Genomic DNA, 20,670 nt, shown 5'->3' on the forward strand with positions numbered 1-20,670 from the left:
GTCAGGCGTCGGTCCCGAATTTCACCTTGTTGACGAGGATGACGGCCTGCGTGCGGCTGAACACCTTGAGCTTGGCGAGGATCGCCGAGACGTGCGCCTTGACCGTCGTCATCGAGACATCGAGCTCATAGGCGATCTGCTTGTTGAGCTTGCCCGCGACGACGAGCCGCAGCACGACCTTTTGCTGCGGCGTCAGGCTGTCGATGCGGCGCTGGATGTCGGCATCCTCGAGCGTCTCGGCGGCCTCGATCTCGTCCATCTCCGGGGCATAGAAATCCCCCGCGAGTACGGTCTTGAGCGCATCGACGATCGCACTGCGCCGCAGCGATTTGGGGATGAACCCGGCCGCCCCCGCCGCCAGCGCACCGCGTGCAAGACCGCGCTCCTGCGCCGCCGAGACGATGACCACGGGTACCGAGGGGAAGCGCTCGCGTAGCGCGATCAGCCCGGAAAAGCCGACCGCGCCGGGCATGTTGAGATCGAGCAGCACCAAGTCGAAATCGCCCTCGCGCGCGATCACCGCGCTGGCTTCGTCGAGCGAGGAGGCCTCGAACAGCTCGCATTGATCGAACGCCACCGCGATGACGGTGCGCAAACCATCGCGCACCATCGGATGGTCGTCGGCGATGAGCACGCGTTCCACGTAATCCAGATCCCCCTGTTGCGCCGTTCCGCTTGCCGAGCGTAGTCCGATTGCGCGGGAAAGCGAAACGGGGGGCGGCATTCGCCACCCCCCGCCGCACGGCTCCGCTCGACGCCGGATAGAGCCGTGCCGCTCACGATTTCGGCAGCTTAAACACCCACAGCGCACCACCCTGATTGATGTGCTGCACCGCCTTGGCGACTTCGCCGCCCCACAAAGGCACCGCGCCGCCCCAGCCCGACATCACCGCGACATATTGCTCGCCATCGGTTTCCCAGGTGATCGGCGTGCCGACCACGCCCGATCCCGTGTTGAACTTCCACAATTCCTTGCCGCTCTTGGCGTCGAACGCCTTGAGATATCCCTCGGGCGTGCCTGTGAACACGAGGTTGCCTGCCGTGCTCAGCACGCCGCCCCATAGCGGTGCCTTGTTGTTATATTCCCACGCGATTTTTCCCGTCGCCGGATCGATCGCGCGGAGCACACCGATATGATCCTCATAGAGCGGCTTGATCGTGAAGCCGGCACCGAGGAACGCCGCACCCTTCTTGTAGGCGATCGGCTCATTCCAGATATCCATGCCCCATTCGTTGCTGGGCACGTAGAACAGACCGGTCTGCTGGCTGTACGACATCGGCATCCAGTTCTTGGCACCAAGGAAGGCGGGGGCCGCGAACACGGTCGTTCCCTTTTCCGCGGTGGGCGGGCCGGGTCGGTTGGCCTCGACATAATTGGGCCTGCCGGTCTTCAAGTTATAGCCTGTCGCCCAAGTTGTTTTTGAGACGAACGGGGTGGCCTGCAGCAACTTGCCGTTGGTGCGGTCGAGAATGAAGAAATAGCCGTTGCGGTCGGCCTTGGCACCGAGCTTCATCATCTTTCCGCCGCGCATCGCGTCGAACGGGATCAATTCGTTGACTCCGTCGAAATCCCAGCCGTCGTGCGGTGTGGTCTGATAGTGCCATTTGATCTGGCCGGTGTCGGGATCGATCGCGAGCGTAGAGGCGGTGTAGAGATTGTCGCCGGGGCGCAAATGGCTGTTCCAGGGCGCAGGATTGCCCGTGCCCATGTAGATCAGGTTGGTATCGGGATCGTAGGTGCCCCCCAACCACGTCGCGCCGCCACCCTGCTTGTACTGGTCGCCCTGCCAGCTCGCATTGAGCTTGCCGGTCATTCCGTTTTCCTTGCCGCCCAGGGTGCCCATGTTCCCCTCGATCGTCGGACGCGTCCAGATCAGCTCGCCGGTGTTGACGTCGCGCGCCTGGATCTCGCCGATCACGCCGAATTCGCCACCCGAATTGCCGACGATGATCTTGCCGTGGACGATCATCGGCGCGGCGGTGAAGCTGTAGCCGGCCTTGTAGTCGGCGATCTGCTTGTTCCAGATGACCTTGCCGGTGTTGCGGTTGAGCGCAACGAGCCGGGCGTCGAGCGTGCCGAAGATGATCTTGTCGCCGTAGATCGCTGCCCCGCGATTGACCACGTCGCAGCACGGCACGATCGCATCGGGCAGACGCGCGTCATATTCCCATTTCTCCTCGCCGGTTTTCGCATCGAAGGCGAAGACGCGGGAATAGGAGCCGGTGACGTAAATCGTGCCGTCATAGACGAGCGGCTGCGATTCCTGCCCACGCTGCTTCTCCCCACCAAGCGAGGCGGCAAAAGCGGGAACGAGCTTGGCGACGTTGTCGGCGTTGATCGTGGAGATCGCACTAAAAACGCTGTGCGCGCGGCCCCATGCCGTAGGTGAGCACGTCGCCCGGGGTGTTGGCGTCGTTCATCAAGTCTGCATCGGTCGGGCCGACCGCCGCCCCCGGCGCAGCGGCCTCCCCCGGTGCGGCATCGGGTGCCGCCACGAGCGGTGCCGCGAGCAGCGCGCTTCCGATTGCGAAAATCGACGTCTGTCGCACAATGCGCTTCATCATCTTCTCCCCTGGTTGTTCTTTACGCCCGCCATTTCCGGCGAGGTCGGCTGCTGCTGCAGTACGATCGCTTCACGCTATCACGGTACGCGCGCCCGCCAATTGGACCTTGGGCCTAGGCGGCGGTCACGATGCGAGCGGCGCGCGCAGCGTCACGCCGTACCGGTCGAAGATCGCCGGAACGGTTTTGTCGGCAATCAGTTCGGGAAGCAGAGTGTCGAGCCGGTCGCCGAGATCGCGGCTGTCGTCCTTCACCGCCAGGCCGATGTCCCAACCCGGGCTGGTCAGCGCCGGGATCGGCCCCTTGCGCGCAACGATCGCGTCGCCGCCCTTCGACAGCGCGTGCTCGACTTGCGCGCGCGTCGCCATTGCGAGATCGGTCTTGCCTTCGCGGACCGAGTCCAACGCGACCATGCCGCTGGTCATGTGCACGACGTCGCTGCGCAGCGCGCCGCCGAATTGGCCGCTCATGTAAAAATCGGGAATGCTGTTGAGCTCGACCGCAATTTTGTGGCCCTTGAACCGGGCCGGCGGATCCTCGCAATCGACCGCGCGGCCGCAGCCGATCGCGAAGCTCTCGCGATAATAGGGTGCGACGATCACGACGCGATCGTTGCGCAACGCAAAGGCGCGGTCGAACGGCGCGTGCATCATGATGTCCGACAGCGTGCCGCCGGTGGCGGGGCCTTTCCACACCATGTTGCGCAAGTCGTCGTCGACATCGTCGCCCGCAAGGAAGTCCCGAAACTCGGGCCTGACGCCCAGCTTGTGCGCGATTGCAGTACCGAGATCGACGTCGATCCCGCGCAGCGTTGCGCCTTCCAACCACGCCCAAGGCGCGAAATCGCGATAGACCGCGATGCGCAGTATGCCAGCGCTCCGGATCTTTTTCGAGCGACGCCGCGCGCGCCGGGAATGCGGGGAGCGCCGCAGCCGCGCCGATCCCGGCAATCACGCCACGTCGGGTAAAGCCCGGGTTCATGGCACTAATCCTGGTGCTTGGTGTCGAGCCAGGAGCGGATCGCCCAGCCGGCTTTCTGCCCGAGAACATCGCCGAGCGGCGGCATATAGACCTTGCCGTCGCGCGCCGAGCCATGCTGGTAGCGATTGATGAACCACTCGTCGCCCGCTTCGCCGACATCGAGATAGCGCAGATCGGGCGCAATGCCGCCCGACATCGCTTCAAGGCCATGGCAGCGGGCGCAATTCTGGCCATATGCCGATTCGCCGATCTTGATCGCGGTCGCATTGCCGCGATACGGATTTTTGACGAGCCATGCCTCGCCAATGTCGGGCAGGGCGCTCGTGTCGACCGGTTGCGGCAGCACATTGCCATGCGCGAAGACCGCATTGCCGATCAGCGCGGTGGCAAGTCCCGTCGCCACAAGCAAAGCGAGCATCGACAGGCTGGGGATCTTCATCGGCTTCCTCTCCACGGCTTTCGCGGTCTTCGCGATTGAGTCGGGGGATGTAGGCGGGTGCAGGCCTGCGACCCTATTGCACTTAGGTACAGCATGCGCCCGCGCGCGATTGGACTAGACCCGTCTCATGCGGATTTGTCTTACCCTGCCCTTGCTTTGCGCTCTCGCTTTCGGGGGGAGTGCGCGCGCCGAGACGGTCTACGTCTCCAATGAAAAGGGAAACAGTATCACCGTGATCGACGCGACGTCGCTCAAGGTCGTGGCGACCTGGCCGATCGGCAAGCGCCCGCGCGGCATCGTCCTCTCGCGCGACGGCAAGTTTCTCTATGTCTGCGCGAGCGACGACAATGCCGTGCAAGTCATCGACCGCGCGACGGGCAAGGTCGTCGCTGACTTGCCGTCGGGCGAGGACCCCGAGCAGTTCGCGCTATCGCCCGACGGTACCATGCTGTTCGCGGCGAACGAACGCGACGCTGCGGTGACCGCGATCGATGTCGCCAAGCATGTCGTCGCCTGGCAAGTCGATGTCGGGGTCGAACCCGAAGGGATGGCGGTCAGCCCCGACGGCAAGACGGTTGTCTCGACCTCGGAGACCGATGACTCGGTGCATTGGATCGATCTCGCCAGCCACAAGGACTTTGCGCAGACTGCGGTCGGGATGCGCCCGCGCCACGCCGAATTCACCGCCGACGGCAAGGCGCTGTGGGTCAGTTCGGAAATCGGTGGCGAAGTGCAGATTCTCGACACGACCAGCCACGCGGTGACCAAAACGATCGCCTTCGCGCCCCCGGGGGTGTTCAAGGACAAGATCATGCCGGTCGGTATCCGCTTCACGCCCGACCGCAAGCAGGCCGTCGTCGCGTTGGGGCGCGCCGATACGCTTGCAATCGTCGACGTCGCGAGCGCGACGGTGACCGGATACATCCCGGTCGGGCGGCGCGTGTGGCACTCCGCGATCGATGCCGCAGGGAGCCGCGTCTTTTCGGCCAATGGACTTTCGGACAATGTCTCGGTGGTCGATCTCGCGACCAAGGCCGTGATCGCGACGATTGCTGTGGGCCGCGCGCCCTGGGGCGTCGTCGTCGCGCCCTGATCGGACGCCGCGCACCACGCACCAAAGTCCAATTCCCCGATCGCCGCCGCGGGCGCAGCGTTGGCGCACAGGCACCGCGAAAGGCGGGCCGCTATCAGGGGGAGGATATCCGTGAGGGGCACCACAACATTGCTGCAGGCGGTCTGCGCGGCCGCATTGCTGGCGGGCGCGACGCCCGCATTCGCGCAAGACGACACGACCAGCGCCCTGCTGCTGCGGCTGAAGGAGAAGGGCATCCTGACGCAGGCGGAATATGACGATCTGATCGCGCGCAAGCCACCCGCCGCGCCACCCGCCCCACAACCCGCTGCAGTCGCGACCAACCCGACCGCCGAGCCGCAGACCGCAGCTGTCGCGCAGCTCGACGACAAACGGCTGGTGCGGATGACGAGCAGCGGGATCGGCATGGAAGTCGGCGGCGTGACGGTGAAGTTCTCGGGCTCGGTCAACGCCTTCTATACGCATGATTCGCCCGATAAGCGCCTTGCCGGCACGACGGTCGTCGGCGGTCTCGCCAATACCGGCCCGCAGAACAGTTCGGCGATCCGCAACGGGCTGCTGCCGGGCATCTTCGGGCTCGACGTGTCGACCAACCAGGGCGGCTGGGACATTGCCGCGCACTTCGGCTTCTATCCCGGCATCAACAGCAATTCGTACGGCGGCAATGGTGCCAACGCCGCCGGTGCGCCAGTCGCGCTGGCGACCGCAGGGATCGATGCCCGGCAGACCTATATGACGATCGGCAAGCCGCATCTCGGCACCTTCAAGCTCGGGCGTGACATCGGCCTGTTCGGGTCCGATGCGATTCTGAACGATATCACCCTGCTGTCGGTCGGCACGCCGGGCAGCAATGCGGGCCCGTCGAACACCTCGCTCGGGCGGATCGGGATCGGCTATATCTACACCGACTTCCAGCCGCAGATCACCTACACCACGCCCGTGTTCGGCGGCTTTCAGGCGTCGGCCGGAATCTTCCAGCCGTTGTCGACGCTGACGGGCGGGGCCGAGGTCAACGGCACGCCCGGTTTTCAGGGTAAGGTCACCTATGACTTCAAGGCCGACACATTCACGGGTCACCTGTGGGCGTCGGGCATTACGCAGAAGCATGACGGCTTTGCCGGCGCGCCGAGCTATACCGGCAGCGGCTTCGATGTCGGTGGCAAGCTCGGCTATGGTCCGCTGAATGTGCTCGGTTATTATTATGGCGGGTCGGGGCTGGGGACGACGGCGCTGTTCGTCTTCTCGACCGATGCGCTCGGGCGCAAGCGTGACAGCAGCGGCTTTTACGGTCAGGCCAGCCTGACCTTCGACAAGTTCACGGTCGCGGGGAGCTATGGGCAGAGCAAGCTCGATCTCGCGCGTGGCGAGGTCAACCCGACGTTGCTCGACAAGAATAGCAGCTGGGTTGGACAGCTACGCTACGGCCTGACGAGCTGGGTTACGCTGCTCGCCGAATATATCCATACCAAGGCGGAGGCGCAGGGCCCGAACGAGGCCAAGTCCAATACCGTATCGGTCGGGTCGATCCTGTTCTTCTAATTGTGCAACTATGCGGTGGCGGGGGGCGGTTCGATCGAACCCATCTCGCCACCCGTCCTATTTTGAAAGCGCCGGCCCGTCATGCGTCGCTCGTCATTCCTTCCGTTGCTGGCGTTGGTGGTTCCATCGTCTGCGCTCGCGCAGCAAAGCCCCGCACCGTCTGCCGATCCCGCCGATATCGTGGTGCTCGGCCAGCCGCTTCCGCTTCCGCCGGGGATGCCGGCCTATGGCTCGGTAACGATCGGCCGTTCGCGCTTGACCAGCGATGCGACTGGGCGGGTCGAGGACGTGCTGCTCGACGTTGCGGGGTTCCAGCAATTCCGCCGATCGGACAGTCGCTCGGCCAACCCTTCGGCGCAGGGTGTGACGTTGCGCGCGCTCGGCGGCAATGCGTCGAGCCGCGCGCTTGTGCTGCTCGACGGTGTCCCGCTGGCCGATCCGTTCTTCGGGTACATTCCCTTCAATGCGATCTCGGCGGATCGGCTCGCTGGCGTGCGCGTGACGCGCGGCGGCGGCGCGGGTGCGTTCGGTGCCGGTGCCGTCGCGGGGACAATCGAGCTGGCGAGTGCGACCCGCCACGACCTGCCGACGATTGCGGCGGAGGCCTTCTACGGCAGCAACAACGCGCAGGAAGTGTCGGCAAGTGTCTCGCCCGATATTGGCGGCGGGTTCGTCAGCGTGTCGGGCAAGTTCGAGCGCGGCGACGGTTTTTACACCACGCCGCCATCCCAGTTCACCGCCGCGACCGTCCGCGCGCGCTACCGGGATGGATCGGGCACCATTCGCGCGGTCGTGCCGATCGATGCGCAGACCGAACTCCAGGTGCGCGGTCTGCTGTATCGCGACGAGCGGACGCTCCGCTTTGTGGGCGCGAACAGCAGCAGCGAGGGGGAGGATGCCAGCGTCCGGCTAATCCATCGCGGGGATTGGGCGATCGATGCGCTGGCATATGTCCAGGCGCGCAATTTTTCCAACCGCGTAATCAGCGCGACCAGCTTCAAGCTCACGCTCGACCAGCGCAACACGCCGGCGACGGGGGTTGGCGGCAAGATCGAGCTGCGCCCGCCGGTCGGGGCCGACCATGTTCTGCGCATCGGTGCCGATGTCCGGCTCGGCGACGGCGAATTGTACGAAGACGCCTATGCCGCGAGCGGCGCGGTCACCGCGCGGCGCAATGCCGGGGGCCATACCAGCACGACCGGTCTGTTCGTCGAGGATGACTGGACGCTCGGGCGACTGGTGCTGACCGCCGGTGTTCGTGGCGATCGCTGGACGATCACCCAGGGCTTCTTCCACGAGGCCAGCGCGACAGGCGCGACGACCACCGACACGCGCTATCACGACCGTCATGGGTTTGAGGGCACCGGGCGCGCGGGCGCGCTGTTCCACGCGAGCGACGCACTCGCGCTGCGCGCGGCGGGTTATACCGGCTTCCGCTTGCCGACGCTCAACGAACTCTATCGCCCGTTTGTGGTTTTCCCGATTACCACGCAAGCTAATGCGGCGCTCGGGCTCGAACGGCTGCGCGGAGCCGAGGCCGGGCTCGACCTCACGCCGGTCGCTGGCGTCACCCTCGGCATCACCGGCTTCTACAACCGCCTCGACGGCGCGATCGCCAACGTCACGATCGGGCCCAATCTGCGCCAACGCCGCAACGTCGATGCGATCGTCGCCAAGGGGATCGAGCTCACCGCGCGGGCCGCGCGCGGGCGCTTTTCGGTCGATGGCTCCTATGCGTTCAGCGACAGCCGGGTCCACGCATCGGGTGCATCGCGACAGCTTGATGGCTTCATCCCGGCGCAGAGCCCGCGGCACAGCGGCAGCGCGACGCTCGCCTGGGCATCGCCGCGTGGTTTCGCCGCCTCGCTCACCGCGCGCTATGTCGGCAAGCAATATGAGGACGATCTGCAGACCGACGTGCTCCCGTCCGCGACGACGCTCGACGGGGTGCTCACACTGCCCGTCGCCAGGCGTGTGGCGGTCGTCCTGCGCGGCGAAAATCTTTCCGACGAAACGGTGATCACCCGCAACGCGGCGGGATCGATCGACGTCGGCACCCCGCGCACGCTGTGGATCGGCGTGCGCTTGCGATGAGGAAGACAGACGTGACGCCAGATATCTATCCCGTTCCGACCAACTGGGCGACCGAGGCGACGATCACCGCGGAACGCTATACGACGGACTATGCCCGCTCGCTCGACGACGCCGATCGGTTTTGGCTCGAACAGGCAGAACGGCTCGACTGGTTCACCCCGCCGAGCGTGGCCAATCAAAGCAGTTTCCACGAAGCCGATTTCGGCGTGCGCTGGTTCGCCGATGGGGTGCTCAACGTCTCGGTCAATTGCATCGACCGGCATCTCGCGACGCGCGGCGATCAGGTCGCGATCGTGTGGGAGCCCGACGCTCCCGATCGCCCTGCGCGCCACATCACCTTTACCGAACTCCATGCCGAAGTGTGCCGCTTCGCCAACGTGCTGAAGGCGCAGGGCGTGCGTAAGGGTGACCGCGTAACGCTATATCTGCCGATGATCCCCGAGGCGGCGTTCGCGATGCTGGCGTGCGCGCGAATCGGCGCGATCCATTCCATCGTCTTCGGCGGCTTTTCGCCCGAGGCGCTGGCCGGGCGGATCACCGATTGCGACAGCCATATCGTCATCACAGCCGACGAGGGCTGTCGCGGCGGCAAATGCATCCCGCTCAAGACCAATGTCGATGCCGCCGCCAAACTCACCACCTGCCTCGACACGGTCATCGTGCTGCGCGCGACCGGCGGCCCCGTCGCGATGCAGGACGGACGCGACGTCTGGTATCACGAGGCCGCGGCGCAGGTGGATGCCGAGTGCCCGCCCGAATGGATGAACGCGGAAGATCCGCTGTTCCTGCTCTACACGTCAGGATCGACGGGCAAGCCCAAGGGCGTGCTTCACACCACCGGCGGCTATCTGCTCTGGGCGGCCTATACCCATGCCTGCGTGTTCGATTGCCGCGACGGCGACACCTATTGGTGCGCCGCCGACATCGGGTGGGTCACCGGGCACAGCTATATCGTCTATGGCCCGCTCGCCAACGGCGTTACCACGCTGATGTACGAGGGCGTGCCCAACTGGCCGACCCCGGCGCGGATCTGGCAAGTGGTCGATCGCCATCAGGTGACGCAACTCTATACCGCGCCGACCGCGCTACGTGCGCTGATGCGCGAGGGCGACGGCTTCGTCACGCAGACCAGTCGCGCCTCGCTCCGCCTGCTCGGTTCGGTCGGCGAGCCGATCAATCCCGAGGCGTGGCGCTGGTATCATGAGATCGTCGGTGAGGGGCGCTGCCCGATCGTCGATACATGGTGGCAAACCGAGACCGGCGGGCACATGATTACGCCGCTGCCCGGTGCGACGCCGCTCAAGCCCGGTGCCGCGAGTGTCCCGTTCTTCGGGGTCGAGCCGGCGCTGGTCGATGCGGCGGGCGCGGTGCTCGAGGGAGCGATCGAGGGCAATCTCGTCCTCACGCGGAGCTGGCCGGGGCAGATGCGGACCGTCTGGGGCGACCATGCGCGCTTTTTTCGAGACCTATTTCTCGGCTATCCCGGCGTCTATTTCACCGGTGACGGCGCACGACGCGACGCCGACGGGTATTGGTGGATCACTGGCCGCGTCGATGACGTCATCAATGTTTCGGGGCATCGCATGGGAACTGCCGAGGTGGAATCGGCGCTCGTGCTGCACCGCGCCGTCGTCGAGGCGGCGGTGGTTGGCTTCCCACACGACATCAAGGGGCAGGGGATTTACGCCTATGTCACGCTCAATACCGGCGAGGTGCCGAGCGCAGCGTTGCGCAAGGATCTGGTGGCGTGGGTCCGCACCGAAATCGGCCCGATCGCAACGCCCGACGCGATCCAGTTCACCCCCCGGCCTGCCCAAGACGCGGTCAGGCAAGATCATGCGCCGGATCCTGCGCAAGATCGCCGAGGGGGACATCGCCACGCTCGGCGATACCAGCACGCTGGCCGACCCGGCGGTGGTCGACGATTTGATCGCCAACCGCGTCGGATAACACACGCGTCTCGCCGTGTTTCCTCGCAAAAGAGAGCGCTCCGTGTGCGCAGGAGCCTATGCGGAGCGTCAGCGCCCTGCGTCGATCCGGGGCAGGAGCTCGGCCTCAAGCCCCGGATAGAGATGAGCGACGGAGCGCTGCAGTTCGTAGCGCGCGGCCTGCAGCGTCGCGAAACGTGCCGGGATCATGACGTTGCCCGCCGCGACATTGTCATCGCCGGCGATGACCGACGCGCGCAGTGTGGCGGCGAGCCAGTCGAGCCAGTCGCGCGTCTGGACGATCGCAGTGGCGGGGGGTGGGATCGACCGGGCCATGTCCCGGCACGACGCGCTTGTGACCCAACGCTTCGAGCGTCTTCAGCGAATCGTGCCATTTCTCCAGGTCGGCATGTGGGGTGGAGGGCGCGCGATCATGGAACACGAGGTCGCCTGCGATCAGCGTTCCGCTCGCTTCGTCGAGGATCGCGAGGTCGGCCGGGCTGTGTCCCGCCAGCGGGAGCAGTCGAAACCGCCGTGCCCCGAATGTTTCGTGATCGGCCGTCAGGATCGCGCCCGGCGGCGTGAATTCGGTCCCGCGCATCCAATCGCCGAGCAGCCGGTACATCCCATCAGAAAAGCCGGCACCCTCGCTCTTCAAGAGGTTCGCCAATTGTGGCGTGGCCGCGACGATCCCGGGCGCGAAAGCGGCGGCACCATAAATATGGTCGGGGTGGAGATGGGTCAGATAGACGCGAACCACCGGCTGGCCGGTCAGCGCTTGGGCCGCCTGCTTGAGCGCGACGCCATAGCGCAGCGACGGGCCGCAATCGACGAGCACGGTCCCGCCCTCGGTTGCGAGAATCGTGATATTGGCGATCGCGCCACCATTGGCCATCGCGATCGGCGCATCGACGCCTCGCACGACCCACAGCCCATCGGCAACCTTCTCGGGAATGATCCGATAGGCGAGCGGCTGGGCGCGGGCCGGCAGCGCGATCGCGCCAAGCAGACCCGCCAATGCGATCCGGCGATCGATCATCTAGCGGACCGCGGCCAGCGCGGGTGTCGCCTCGCGCACCGCGAGCGACCCGTCATAGCGGATCCCGTTGGTGTCGCTGGCGCGCACGGCCACCGTCTCGCCCGCTGCTGTCTCGGCGATGATCGAGATCGTCGGATCCTCGGCGACCGACGCCTCGATCCGCATCGTTCCGTATGCCTTGCCCGCCCCGCTCAGGGTGAGCGTGTCGAGATTGTACGTCGGGATGTTCGCGACGAAGCCGGTATCCATCGGGTGGCGGAAGGCCACCCGGATGTGTGTGCCGTCGGCCCCGCGCACCGCGACACCGCGGACTTCGCCGAGATGGTCTGCCCAATCGCCCCTGACACGACTTGTCGGCGGGGTCGAGCAGCCCCCGCCCGCTGCATCGATCCAGCCGCCGCCGACGAGCCAACTGCCATCGGCGAGCTGCACCGCACCGCGCACCGGGGTGCGCTGGTCGAGCTTGATTCGCGTCGCAAGAAACGCCCGGGCACCGGCGAGCGTATAATCGATCGCAAGCGGAATTGGGTTAAGGTCGGCGAACAGCAGGATACGCTTCACCCCCTCAATGCCGCGCGCGTCGACTGTCACGGGAAAGCTGGTCTGGTTTTCGGCGATTTCGGGAAAGATCACATGAACGCGATCGTCGAAGCGGACGGGGTCGTTGCCGAACAGCGTGTCGCCCAATCGCTGCCACATCGGCGATCCGAGCGGATCGGCGGGCAGGGTCGCGTGCGCCGGTAGCGGTGCCAGCGCCAGCAATAGCCCCCCGATCCAGGGTAGCGACGATACGACCATAATCTTCTCCCAAAGCACAGCTTAGCAGCGCGGCGACGCCTGCTACTATGCGACTTTGGGCCAAGCGGAGCGTTGCGGATGCGAAGGGCAATCATGCTTGCGGTGGCAGTGCTAGCCTCGACCGGGGGTGTGGTACAGGCCGACTCCCGCCCCCCCAGCCGAAGCCCCACTGTTCGATCCGATTACAGGTTATCGAATGAGCCATTATCGCGGCGTGATCCCTTCAATCCCCGAAGGTGTCAGGCGCGTCGACGTCGCGCAGGCACATGCCTTGTGGCGGGCGGGTGCCATTTTTATCGACGTCAATCCTGCACCCGGTGCGCTCCGCGACGTCGAGACCGGACGATGGAGTCTTGCCGAGCCGCATGCCTCGATCCCAGGCGCGCATTGGTTCGCCGAGAGCGGGCGCGGCGAACTCGACCCCGGGATCGAGCAAGCCATGCTGCTCGCGTGCGCCGTCTGGCTGCCCGGCACCCCCATCGCCCGCTTGTCGTGTTCTGCCAGGCCGATTGCTGGATGAGCTGGAACGCCGCACTGCGCCTGCATCGCGCAGGGCTGCCCGACATACGCTGGTTCGCCGACGGGCTCGACGGTTGGAAGGAGGCGGGCTTTGCCGTGACGCTGACGGTTCCAGCGGGATGAACCGAATTTTATGGAGTGTCGCTTGGACCTGCGATGGTTCGTCAGGCGCGCAAGAGAGACGCCAGTCGTGCCACTCGACGCCGGTGTCCTGGCACCCGGCATTCCCGGCTGTAGTCGTCGATGACGCTGAGCAGGCAGCGCCGCCGCCCATTGAGTACGATGACCAGCGAATACGAACGAGCGTACCAAAGGGCGGCCCTGGACTTCATGCGGATGGCTGCAGCCGCGTCGCTGCCGTTCTTTGGAACTCCCAACGCGTGCCGTATCGATAATCGAGCCTGTACGCATGCGCCCGTGCCGGATCATCCACCGACGTGCCGCATCATCCGTATTTTTGTCTTCGTTGCGAATCGTCTGGAATCATTGCGACAAAACGGCACACTATGCCGGTTATGAACGACGCCGCGATCGACCAGATTCTTGCTGCGCTCGCGGTGAACGTGAAGGAGTTCGCAGTCTGCGAGTTCACCGCGACCTCGGCGATTGAAATCAAGCAGCTCGACAAGATCGAGGTCCACTTCATTCTCGCGGGTACGCTCTATCTCGGCCTCGCCGACGGCGCGTGCATCGAGGCACCGGTGGGCAGCGTGGTCCTGGTACCGGCATATATCGATCAGGTGATCGGCGGTTCGGCCACGCCCTCCAAGATCCTCACTTCGCAGGAGACATGCAGCAGGCGGCGCGACGGCTTGATGCACTACGACGCTACGATGGGAAGCCCGGGCAGCGTCGTTGTCGCCTGCGGCCAGATCAAGGCCGACATCGGTGGATCGTTCGGGCCGTTCGAGGGGCTGAAAGAGCCGATCTGTTCGTATGTCGCCGATGAACCGGTCGTTGGCGTCGCCTTCTCGACGATCCTTCGTGAAACAGGCGTCGCGGCACTGGGGAGCAAAGCACTCATCGGATCGCTGATGAAGGCGTGCCTGATCCTGGCATTGCGCCGATCCGCTCAGGACCGTGGCTCGCGGGAAGTCCTCCCCGGCCTGTTCGAGCGGCCGTCCCTGGCGCGGGCGGTGGCGCGGGTCGTCGAGGATCCGGCCTCACATCATAGTCTGGCCGATCTTGCCCGCGCGGCCGGCATGAGCAGGTCCAAATTCGCGAAAGTCTTTGCGGAGACGGTTGGGTCGCCGCCGATGGAGTTCGTGAACCGCGCACGTCTCGACAAAGCGCGGCAGCTCGTCTTGTCGACGGACCTTTCGATCTCCGACATCGCCAATCATGCGGGCTTCGCCAGCCGCAGCCATTTCAGTCGCAGCTTTCGCAACGCATTCGGCATCGATCCGACGCGCATGCGCCGGAACGGCCTGAACGGGGATGCCCAGGATGCGCAATGAGCGAAAGTTTTCGGCAGTGAGAGCACGACGCATATCGGTGGCGGGCAAAAAGACCCCACGCGTTTTTATTTTGGGCGAGGCTGTAACCGTCCAGCCGGTTCCGCCGAATGACGGGACGTGCAACCCCACCTTCGTCTTGCGGTTCAACGATCGGCCAGCGCTGCGGTCCTGGTGCCGGGGAGCTCGTCGATGAGCGAGACCGCGGACCAATGGGGTCAATTGATGGCTGCGGCCCAAGAGGGGCATGCCGCCGCCTATCGGCGGCTGCTGGACGAGATCAGGCATTGGCTGAAGGGTTTTTACGCACGCCGCCTTCCCCCCGCTATGGTGGACGATGCCGTTCAGGACACGTTGATTGCAATCCACGAAAAACGGCACACCTACGACCCGGAAAGGCCGTTCAAGCCGTGGCTGATGGCGGTCGCCCGGTACAAATGGATCGATCGCCTGCGGTCGATGAGCCGCTCCCGGACCGAGGAACTCCCTGAAGAGATCGCTGTTGAGGACCATGAGCGCAACGTGACCAGCTCGGTGATTTTGGCGCGGTTGATGACCGAGTTGAAACCCGCACAGGCCGAAGCGATTCGGCTCGTGAAAATCGAGGGTTTTTCGGTTGAGGAAGCCTCCGAAAGGACCGGCCAGTCCGGATCCCTTATCAAGGTGAATATCCACCGGGGGCTGGCGCGGTTAGCCATGATTGTTCAGAAGCAAGCCGATGTCGAATGATGCGCTGATCGATAAACTGGTAGGGGATCTTCGTCCGGTGCCCCGGCCGAGGCTCGGCCCCCAATTTGTCACCCTCCTCATATTAGCCGTCGTCGAACTCGTCGGCTTCCTGGCGCTTGGCACGATCCGGCCCGATCTCGGCGCGGCGCTCGGCCGTGCGGCCTTCTGGTGGAAGATGGCGGGGCTCGGAATCCTCGCGCTTATTGGCGTGAATGTCGCTTTGCAGTCCTTCAGCCCGGTGTCCCTGCCACGAAAGGGGCTTCGCCGCTGGGGGCTTGCCCTCACGGCGATCGTCTTGGTCGGCGTGGTTATCGACGTTGCCGGTCAAGGCCTGGATGGGCTCGCTGCCCGATTGATGTGGCGAATGGGCGTCGAGTGCCTGGCCGTCATGACGGTCCTTTCGGTTCCGCCCGTGATCGCCCTTGGATATATGATGCGCCGAGGTGCGCCGACCGATCTTGAGGCGAGCGCATCGGCCGTCGGCGTAGCCGCAGCCGCGTGGGGCGCATTTATCTTCGCCTTTCACTGCCCGAGCGACGATCCCTTCTACATCGTGTTCTGGTACGCGCTCGGTTGCGCGGCCATCACGCTGGTCGCGCGTGCCATCCTCCCCTTGACCTCACGCTGGTAATACCGCCCGACAGCTTTACGCCGCCGGACGATATTCCGCGTAAGTCGGGCCCGGCCGTTCAACCGAGCCCAACGGCTGTTCAGCCCGCCTTCGGGGTGAGGCTGCCGCCCATCTTGGCGCACGACTTGGCGGAGAGGTCCTTGAAACCCTGGCCCTTGCAGTCGTTCTGGCCCTTGCAGTCATGCGTGCCCGACTTGCAGTCCGACTGGCCCTTGCACGAATTGACGCCGTAACAGGGCTGCACCTTGCCCGATGCGTGTGCGCCAGCAGCCTGCGCCGGGCTCACGGATGCGACACCTGCGAAGGCGAGCATGGCGGCGGCGGAGGCGATGGCAGCGCCGGTCTTGAAGGTCTTCATAGCAAACTCCTGAATTGAGACGTTGACTTGCCGAGTGGCAGCCATGTTTTCGCCGCGCGATGACGGGCGGTTACAGACGCATTTTAAAATCTAACTGCGGGGGCGACCTGTAACCGGGGCGCGCGTCCCAGCGGACTCATCGTCGTGGTCCGACCCTGTCAGCCTCCCGGACCACCGTGCGGCGCTCCCTCCCTTCCCGACGGACCGCCGCACGTGAGGCTGAATTGGAGACCGTAAGATGACAAGTCGTACCACCACCGCGCTCAGCGCCCTGCTGCTCGCGTCCCTCGCAGCCGGTGCCACCACGGCCGCCCACGCCCAGGCGAGCAAGCCGATGGAGAAATGCTACGGCGTCGCCAAGGCCGGCAAGAACGACTGCAAGGCCGGTGCCGGCACCACCTGCGCGGGCACTTCCAAGGTCAACTATCAGAAGGACGCGTGGAAGCTCGTGCCGGCCGGCACCTGCGCCAAGATCAAGACTCCCAAGGGCTTCGGCTCGCTCACGCCGGGTGCCTGAGGAGTCGACCGATGATCATGACCGCAGGCCTGGGTTTCAAGCTCGAGCATCTCGATGAAGCGCTGACAGCGCGTAACCCGGGCCTGTGGTTCGAGGTCCACGCCGAAAACTACATGGTCGATGGCGGACCGCGCCTGCGAGCGCTCGTCGCGCTGGCGGAGCGCTTCGCGATCTCGCTCCACGCGTCGGCCTCTCGCTGGCGTCGGTGGAACCGCCTGCGGAGGATCACCTCCGCAGGCTGCGGGCCCTCGCCGACCTGATCCGCCCGGCCGCCATCTCCGACCATCTCGCATGGCAAAAGTGGGAGGGTGCTCATCACTCCGATTTCCTCCCGTTTCCGCGAACGCGCCAGGCCCTCGACATCACTGCAGGTAACGTGGCGCGCGTGCAGGACGCGCTTGGCCGAACGATCATGGTCGAGAACCCGTCCCTTTATATTGACCTGCCGGGACACGAACTCGACGAAGCGACCTTCCTGTCGGAGCTGGCACGGCGCACCGGATGCGGTTTGCTGGTCGATGTGAACAACATCTTCGTCAGCGCCGCCAACCTACGGTTCTCGCCCGAGGTTCGGCTCGACGCGATCCCGGCGTCGATCATCGGCGAAGTCCATCTCGCCGGGCATCGCCCCGATCCCGACCCTGATAGCGGGTTGCTGATCGATAGCCACGATGCGCCGGTCTCCGACCCCGTCTGGCTGCTCTACCAACGCCTGATCGACCGCGTCGGGCCGCGTCCGACCCTGATCGAACGCGACGACGAAATGCCGCCCTTCCAGGATCTGATGCTGGAGCGCGACCGCGCCCACCGCCTGCTCGAGCAGAGGATGTCGATCGATGCTTGATGCCGCCGATTTCCAGCACGCCTTCGGCACGATGCTCGCCTCCCCGGATCCGTCGAACGACCCCGCGATGCGGCGCGCGCTCGCGGTCCATCGCAATACCGCAAGCAAGGCGGCACGCGACGCGCTGTTCGCCAACTACCCGGTGACGGCGGCCATGGTTGGAGAGGAAGCGTTCGCCGCGTGCGCAACCTCCTATATCGAGGCGGTACCGCCACGCGAGGCGCGTCTGTGCCTCTATGGCGACAGGTTCGGGCCCTTCGTCGACGCTTGGACCCCCTTTGCGGAAGCACCGTATCTTGGGCCCGTCGCGATGCTCGAACGCAATGTGACCGAGGCGCTGTTTGCCGCGGACCGCCCGCCGCTGGATGCGGCGGCCCTTTCCCGAGGCATCGATCCCGAGGCGCCCCTGCACTGGCACCCCGCAACGCGGATCGCGAAGGCGCTGATGCCGGCGGCGAGCCTATGGCTTGCGCACCAGCCCGACGCCCCACCCGACGCGCTCGATGCGATCGCCTGGGATCGGGAGATCATCCTCGTCACGCGCCCAAGCGATGCGGTCGAGGTCCGCGTCATCGACGGGCCGACCAGAGCTTTTCTCGCGGGCAAGACGCTCGCCGAGGCCGCTGCCAACGCGTCGAGCGAAGGCGGAGACGTCGCCTCGACATTCGCATTGCTGCTGTCCGCCGGTGCCTTCGCCGAAGATATTCCAAGGGGAGAATGAGAATGAACTACTACGCCCGCTTCTGCTCGCTGCTCGATCGGTTTCCCGGCTCGATCCTGCTGCTGGTCGCACGCTTCGGAGTCGCTGCGGTCTTCTTCATGTCGGGCCGGACCAAGGTCGATGGTATTCTGCACATCACCGACAGCACGTACTCGTTGTTCGAGACCGACTATAAGATCCCGCTGATCCCGCCGCATGTCGCTGCGCATCTGGCGACTTACCAGGAGCATCTGTTTCCGATCCTGCTGGTCCTTGGCCTGTTCAACCGGGTCGCCGCCCTGGGTCTGCTCGGCATGACCACGGTCATCGAGGTGTTCGTCTACCCGGACGCATGGCCGACCCATTTGAGCTGGGCAGGCCTCCTGCTCCCAATCATCTTCCGTGGCGGCGGCAAATTCTCGCTCGACTATCTGCTGGGCCTGGATCCGAAGCGCGAGCGCAAGGCACGGGATTATGCCGCAGACTGACCACCGGCAAAGCGCGCCGCTGCTCTCGCGGCGCGGCGCGCTTTGCTATGCTGCGTGGGGAATCTTGCACAGCAAGGTGGCGGCGGACATCTGGCACCTTGGCGCGGGGCAGCACGGCCTTGCGCTGCGGCATTTTTGCCAGCTCGCCGCCTGCGACCACACTGCGCGTAGCGGTGAACGTCAGCGGGAAGTGATCCGCTGGCGCAATCGTGAGTGGGCTACGAAACTACCGGGCGTTCCGCCTGGCAGGCGTTTTGAGGCGGCGACTGTTGAAATAGGATCGCGAGCAGCACCGCCGTGCTTGGAAAAACACCTGCGTAACCAACGATTCCGATGTTGCGGAACCGCATGTCGCCAAGGACGACGCCACTCAGCCCGGCAAGCGCCAGCGTCCCGCTGGTTGCCAGTAGCACGCGTATCGTCGTGGCGAGCCGACCGCCGCTGAAGACTGGAGCCGCCCACAGCACGGATAGCGCGAAGAAAATGTCCCACCCAAGAATGTCGATCGCATAGGCTACCGAGGGCCATTTGAACGACAGCAACAGGGGCGACAGTTTGGAGAACGCTGCTTGGTGGCCGACAATAAGTATGACGAAGTGTAAGGCGGATGTCAGGCCCGCCAAGACGCCCGCGAAGACAAGAGCCATAAGGCTGAACACCTTGGCACCCGCGCCGGCCCATGCATGTACCGAAACCATAAGCGCGACGAATAGCGGCATCAGCAAGAGGATCTCGATCTCCAGAAAAGAGAATAGCGGGTCCGGAATCGGTTGCTGCAGCGACCGGAGCGACAAAAGGCCAGCGATCAGCGTCGCGACGTATACGGCACCAAGGAAAGCAGTCCCGCTAGCCGCCACGATCCCGACCCGACGGGCGCTCTTCGTGAATGTGAGACCTACGGTCACGCCTCAATCGCTCCCCGACGCCGATTTACACGCCCCCTTCTTGAGCGGCAAGCCGGGCTGGGATCGGTCGAGGGCCTGAATTTGGCTCTTCTCGTCGAACGACAAGACGATCGCACGGGCTGGCGGAGCGGCTTCCTGGATCAGACGCTCGCCTCTCCCGATCCGGCGGCCGGGGCGGGGCGGTTCCGTTCAATCTTCGTTCGGCGTAACCGATTGCTCCTGTGCACCGAATGTAGGGAAGACTCGCGGCGTGGAGGCCCGTCGGCCGAGTGATCGACGGAGCATTTCATGAACACCGAAGCGTTGATTGCTGAACTATCCAGCGGCTTGCAGCCGGTGCCGCGCGGGGCGACGAAAATCCTTCTCCGTAAGGGGCTCATCACCGGCGCAGTGGTCGCCGGGGTCGCGGTGCTCTTCTGGCCCAGCCTTGGGCCGCGGCCCGACATCGCGACAGCTGTCATCACCCCGTCGTTCTGGATCAAGCTGCTTTACACAGCGTCGATTGCGTCCCTGGGTTTCGTGGCGCTTGACCGGCTGAGCAGGCCCGACGCGGCGAAGCTTCACTGGTCGCGGCTGCTTTGGCCCCCGGTCGCGGCGTTGGCGGCAATCGCCGCGATGCGCTGGGCCGCGGCCCCAGCCGGCGATTCCAAGGCGTTCTGGATGGGGACGAGCTGGTGGCAGTGCCCCGCTTACGTCGCCGCGCTCGCGCTGCCTGTGTTCGTCGGGTTGATGTGGGCGATGTCGCGGCTGGCACCGACACGGCTGCGGGCGGCAGGCGCGGCGGTGGGCCTCGTCTCGGGCGGCACCGGTGCGACGATCTACGCGCTGCACTGCAGCGAAAGCTCGCCGGGGTTTGTCCTGCTCTGGTACTCGCTTGGCCTTGCCGCTGCGACGTTGCTTGGCGCGGTTGCGGGTCCCCGCCTCCTGCGATGGTGAGATCGGCGGCTCCAGCCTTGTCGCTGGCACCCCGGCCGAGCCGGACGAGGCGCATTTTTCCCTCGCCCGTGTAACCTTCAACGTCCAGCTACCGAACTTCCCTTTGTGCGGGTCG

The 20,670-nt window shown here is 65.1% G+C and carries 18 protein-coding genes and 4 pseudogenes; 14 read left to right on the forward strand and 8 right to left on the reverse strand.

Annotated elements, in window-relative coordinates:
- Position 1: 1 nt before the first annotated feature.
- The 4 genes and pseudogenes from NW75_RS02425 to pedF form a co-directional block, all read right to left on the reverse strand.
- Positions 2–643 (reverse strand): response regulator, encoded by a 642-nt coding sequence (locus NW75_RS02425; RefSeq protein WP_033963530.1) that lies wholly within the window; start codon positions 641–643, stop codon positions 2–4.
- A 133-nt stretch (positions 644–776) separates the two neighbouring features.
- Positions 777–2,565, reverse strand: a pseudogene (locus NW75_RS02430) (methanol/ethanol family PQQ-dependent dehydrogenase).
- Between the two features lie 123 nt (positions 2,566–2,688).
- Positions 2,689–3,513, reverse strand: a complete 825-nt coding sequence (locus NW75_RS02435; RefSeq protein WP_231564898.1) for a substrate-binding periplasmic protein — start codon at positions 3,511–3,513, stop codon at positions 2,689–2,691.
- Positions 3,514–3,548: 35 nt separating this feature from the next.
- On the reverse strand, positions 3,549–3,962 hold the full coding sequence (pedF, locus tag NW75_RS02440) for a cytochrome c-550 PedF (protein ID WP_052192066.1): 414 nt from the start codon (positions 3,960–3,962) through the stop codon (positions 3,549–3,551).
- Between the two features lie 148 nt (positions 3,963–4,110).
- Here pedF and NW75_RS02445 point away from each other — a divergent pair, with 148 nt between their 5' ends.
- The 4 genes and pseudogenes from NW75_RS02445 to acs all read left to right on the forward strand — a co-directional run bounded on the left by NW75_RS02445 (position 4,111) and on the right by acs (position 10,659).
- Positions 4,111–5,076, forward strand: coding sequence for a PQQ-dependent catabolism-associated beta-propeller protein (locus NW75_RS02445; RefSeq protein ID WP_033963533.1), 966 nt, complete (start codon positions 4,111–4,113; stop codon positions 5,074–5,076).
- Positions 5,077–5,187: 111 nt separating this feature from the next.
- Complete coding sequence (locus tag NW75_RS02450) at positions 5,188–6,615, forward strand: porin (RefSeq protein WP_052192060.1); 1,428 nt, start codon at positions 5,188–5,190, stop codon at positions 6,613–6,615.
- 81 nt (positions 6,616–6,696) lie between these two features.
- Complete coding sequence (locus NW75_RS02455; RefSeq protein WP_033963536.1) at positions 6,697–8,709, forward strand: TonB-dependent receptor plug domain-containing protein; 2,013 nt, start codon at positions 6,697–6,699, stop codon at positions 8,707–8,709.
- Positions 8,706–10,659 (forward strand): annotated as a pseudogene (acs, locus tag NW75_RS02460) (acetate--CoA ligase). The gene NW75_RS02455 and the pseudogene acs overlap by 4 nt, the downstream one beginning before the upstream one ends.
- 68 nt (positions 10,660–10,727) lie before the next feature.
- Here the strand turns inward: acs and NW75_RS02465 are convergent.
- Positions 10,728–11,676, reverse strand: a pseudogene (locus NW75_RS02465) (quinoprotein relay system zinc metallohydrolase 1).
- Positions 11,677–12,474, reverse strand: a complete 798-nt coding sequence (locus NW75_RS02470) for a quinoprotein dehydrogenase-associated SoxYZ-like carrier (protein WP_033963539.1) — start codon at positions 12,472–12,474, stop codon at positions 11,677–11,679. It lies immediately after the preceding pseudogene.
- A 196-nt stretch (positions 12,475–12,670) separates the two neighbouring features.
- Between NW75_RS02470 and NW75_RS25740 the strand changes: the two genes are divergently transcribed.
- From NW75_RS25740 to NW75_RS02490, 5 genes are all read left to right on the forward strand, one after another.
- Positions 12,671–12,994 carry a hypothetical protein gene (locus tag NW75_RS25740; RefSeq protein WP_231564899.1) on the forward strand — a complete coding sequence of 108 codons (324 nt, stop codon included), beginning with the start codon at positions 12,671–12,673 and terminating at the stop codon, positions 12,992–12,994.
- Positions 12,991–13,116, forward strand: coding sequence for a hypothetical protein (locus tag NW75_RS27175; protein WP_269430254.1), 126 nt, complete (start codon positions 12,991–12,993; stop codon positions 13,114–13,116). The genes NW75_RS25740 and NW75_RS27175 overlap by 4 nt, the downstream gene beginning before the upstream one ends.
- Before the next feature lie 392 nt (positions 13,117–13,508).
- Positions 13,509–14,450 carry a helix-turn-helix domain-containing protein gene (locus tag NW75_RS02480; protein ID WP_033963541.1) on the forward strand — a complete coding sequence of 314 codons (942 nt, stop codon included), beginning with the start codon at positions 13,509–13,511 and terminating at the stop codon, positions 14,448–14,450.
- Between the two features lie 189 nt (positions 14,451–14,639).
- The gene (locus NW75_RS02485; RefSeq protein WP_033963570.1) at positions 14,640–15,176 is read left to right on the forward strand and encodes a sigma-70 family RNA polymerase sigma factor; all 537 of its coding nucleotides are present in this window, start codon (positions 14,640–14,642) and stop codon (positions 15,174–15,176) included.
- Positions 15,166–15,807: an NrsF family protein gene (locus NW75_RS02490; RefSeq protein ID WP_033963543.1), complete on the forward strand. Its 642-nt coding sequence runs from the start codon at positions 15,166–15,168 to the stop codon at positions 15,805–15,807. Before NW75_RS02485 ends, NW75_RS02490 begins: the two co-directional genes overlap by 11 nt.
- Positions 15,808–15,886: 79 nt before the next feature.
- On the opposite strand, the gene bufA2 is transcribed toward NW75_RS02490, so the two are convergent.
- Positions 15,887–16,165 (reverse strand): BufA2 family periplasmic bufferin-type metallophore, encoded by a 279-nt coding sequence (gene bufA2, locus NW75_RS02495; protein WP_033963545.1) that lies wholly within the window; start codon positions 16,163–16,165, stop codon positions 15,887–15,889.
- Between the two features lie 238 nt (positions 16,166–16,403).
- Here bufA2 and NW75_RS02500 point away from each other — a divergent pair, with 238 nt between their 5' ends.
- The 4 genes and pseudogenes from NW75_RS02500 to NW75_RS02515 all read left to right on the forward strand — a co-directional run bounded on the left by NW75_RS02500 (position 16,404) and on the right by NW75_RS02515 (position 18,714).
- Positions 16,404–16,682: a BufA1 family periplasmic bufferin-type metallophore gene (locus NW75_RS02500; protein ID WP_033963547.1), complete on the forward strand. Its 279-nt coding sequence runs from the start codon at positions 16,404–16,406 to the stop codon at positions 16,680–16,682.
- Positions 16,683–16,699: 17 nt separating this feature from the next.
- A pseudogene (gene bufB / locus NW75_RS02505) lies at positions 16,700–17,526 on the forward strand (MNIO family bufferin maturase).
- On the forward strand, positions 17,519–18,247 hold the full coding sequence (locus NW75_RS02510; RefSeq protein WP_033963548.1) for an HvfC/BufC N-terminal domain-containing protein: 729 nt from the start codon (positions 17,519–17,521) through the stop codon (positions 18,245–18,247). Before bufB ends, NW75_RS02510 begins: the two are co-directional and overlap by 8 nt.
- Before the next feature lie 2 nt (positions 18,248–18,249).
- Positions 18,250–18,714: a DoxX family protein gene (locus tag NW75_RS02515; protein ID WP_033963549.1), complete on the forward strand. Its 465-nt coding sequence runs from the start codon at positions 18,250–18,252 to the stop codon at positions 18,712–18,714.
- Positions 18,715–18,932: 218 nt separating this feature from the next.
- Here NW75_RS02515 and NW75_RS02520 read toward each other — a convergent pair whose 3' ends face one another.
- On the reverse strand, positions 18,933–19,619 hold the full coding sequence (locus NW75_RS02520) for a hypothetical protein (RefSeq protein ID WP_052192061.1): 687 nt from the start codon (positions 19,617–19,619) through the stop codon (positions 18,933–18,935).
- Positions 19,620–19,907: 288 nt separating this feature from the next.
- Here NW75_RS02520 and NW75_RS02525 point away from each other — a divergent pair, with 288 nt between their 5' ends.
- The gene (locus NW75_RS02525) at positions 19,908–20,555 is read left to right on the forward strand and encodes an NrsF family protein (protein ID WP_033963550.1); all 648 of its coding nucleotides are present in this window, start codon (positions 19,908–19,910) and stop codon (positions 20,553–20,555) included.
- Positions 20,556–20,670 lie beyond the last annotated feature (115 nt).

The organism is Sphingomonas sp. Ant H11, from assembly GCF_000797515.1.
GTDB lineage: Bacteria > Pseudomonadota > Alphaproteobacteria > Sphingomonadales > Sphingomonadaceae > Sphingomonas.

What these genes read in the sequence shown, in the direction of transcription:
- pedF (WP_052192066.1), bottom strand. Translation starts at nt 3,962, where the DNA reads ATGCTCGCTTTGCTTGTGGCGACGGGACTTGCCACCGCGCTGATCGGC.
- NW75_RS02445 (WP_033963533.1), top strand. Translation starts at nt 4,111, where the DNA reads ATGCGGATTTGTCTTACCCTGCCCTTGCTTTGCGCTCTCGCTTTCGGG.
- NW75_RS02455 (WP_033963536.1), top strand. Translation starts at nt 6,697, where the DNA reads ATGCGTCGCTCGTCATTCCTTCCGTTGCTGGCGTTGGTGGTTCCATCG.
- NW75_RS02470 (WP_033963539.1), bottom strand. Translation starts at nt 12,474, where the DNA reads ATGGTCGTATCGTCGCTACCCTGGATCGGGGGGCTATTGCTGGCGCTG.
- NW75_RS25740 (WP_231564899.1), top strand. Translation starts at nt 12,671, where the DNA reads ATGAGCCATTATCGCGGCGTGATCCCTTCAATCCCCGAAGGTGTCAGG.
- NW75_RS27175 (WP_269430254.1), top strand. Translation starts at nt 12,991, where the DNA reads ATGAGCTGGAACGCCGCACTGCGCCTGCATCGCGCAGGGCTGCCCGAC.
- NW75_RS02480 (WP_033963541.1), top strand. Translation starts at nt 13,509, where the DNA reads ATGAACGACGCCGCGATCGACCAGATTCTTGCTGCGCTCGCGGTGAAC.
- NW75_RS02485 (WP_033963570.1), top strand. Translation starts at nt 14,640, where the DNA reads ATGAGCGAGACCGCGGACCAATGGGGTCAATTGATGGCTGCGGCCCAA.
- NW75_RS02490 (WP_033963543.1), top strand. Translation starts at nt 15,166, where the DNA reads ATGTCGAATGATGCGCTGATCGATAAACTGGTAGGGGATCTTCGTCCG.
- bufA2 (WP_033963545.1), bottom strand. Translation starts at nt 16,165, where the DNA reads ATGAAGACCTTCAAGACCGGCGCTGCCATCGCCTCCGCCGCCGCCATG.
- NW75_RS02500 (WP_033963547.1), top strand. Translation starts at nt 16,404, where the DNA reads ATGACAAGTCGTACCACCACCGCGCTCAGCGCCCTGCTGCTCGCGTCC.
- NW75_RS02510 (WP_033963548.1), top strand. Translation starts at nt 17,519, where the DNA reads ATGCTTGATGCCGCCGATTTCCAGCACGCCTTCGGCACGATGCTCGCC.
- NW75_RS02515 (WP_033963549.1), top strand. Translation starts at nt 18,250, where the DNA reads ATGAACTACTACGCCCGCTTCTGCTCGCTGCTCGATCGGTTTCCCGGC.
- NW75_RS02525 (WP_033963550.1), top strand. Translation starts at nt 19,908, where the DNA reads ATGAACACCGAAGCGTTGATTGCTGAACTATCCAGCGGCTTGCAGCCG.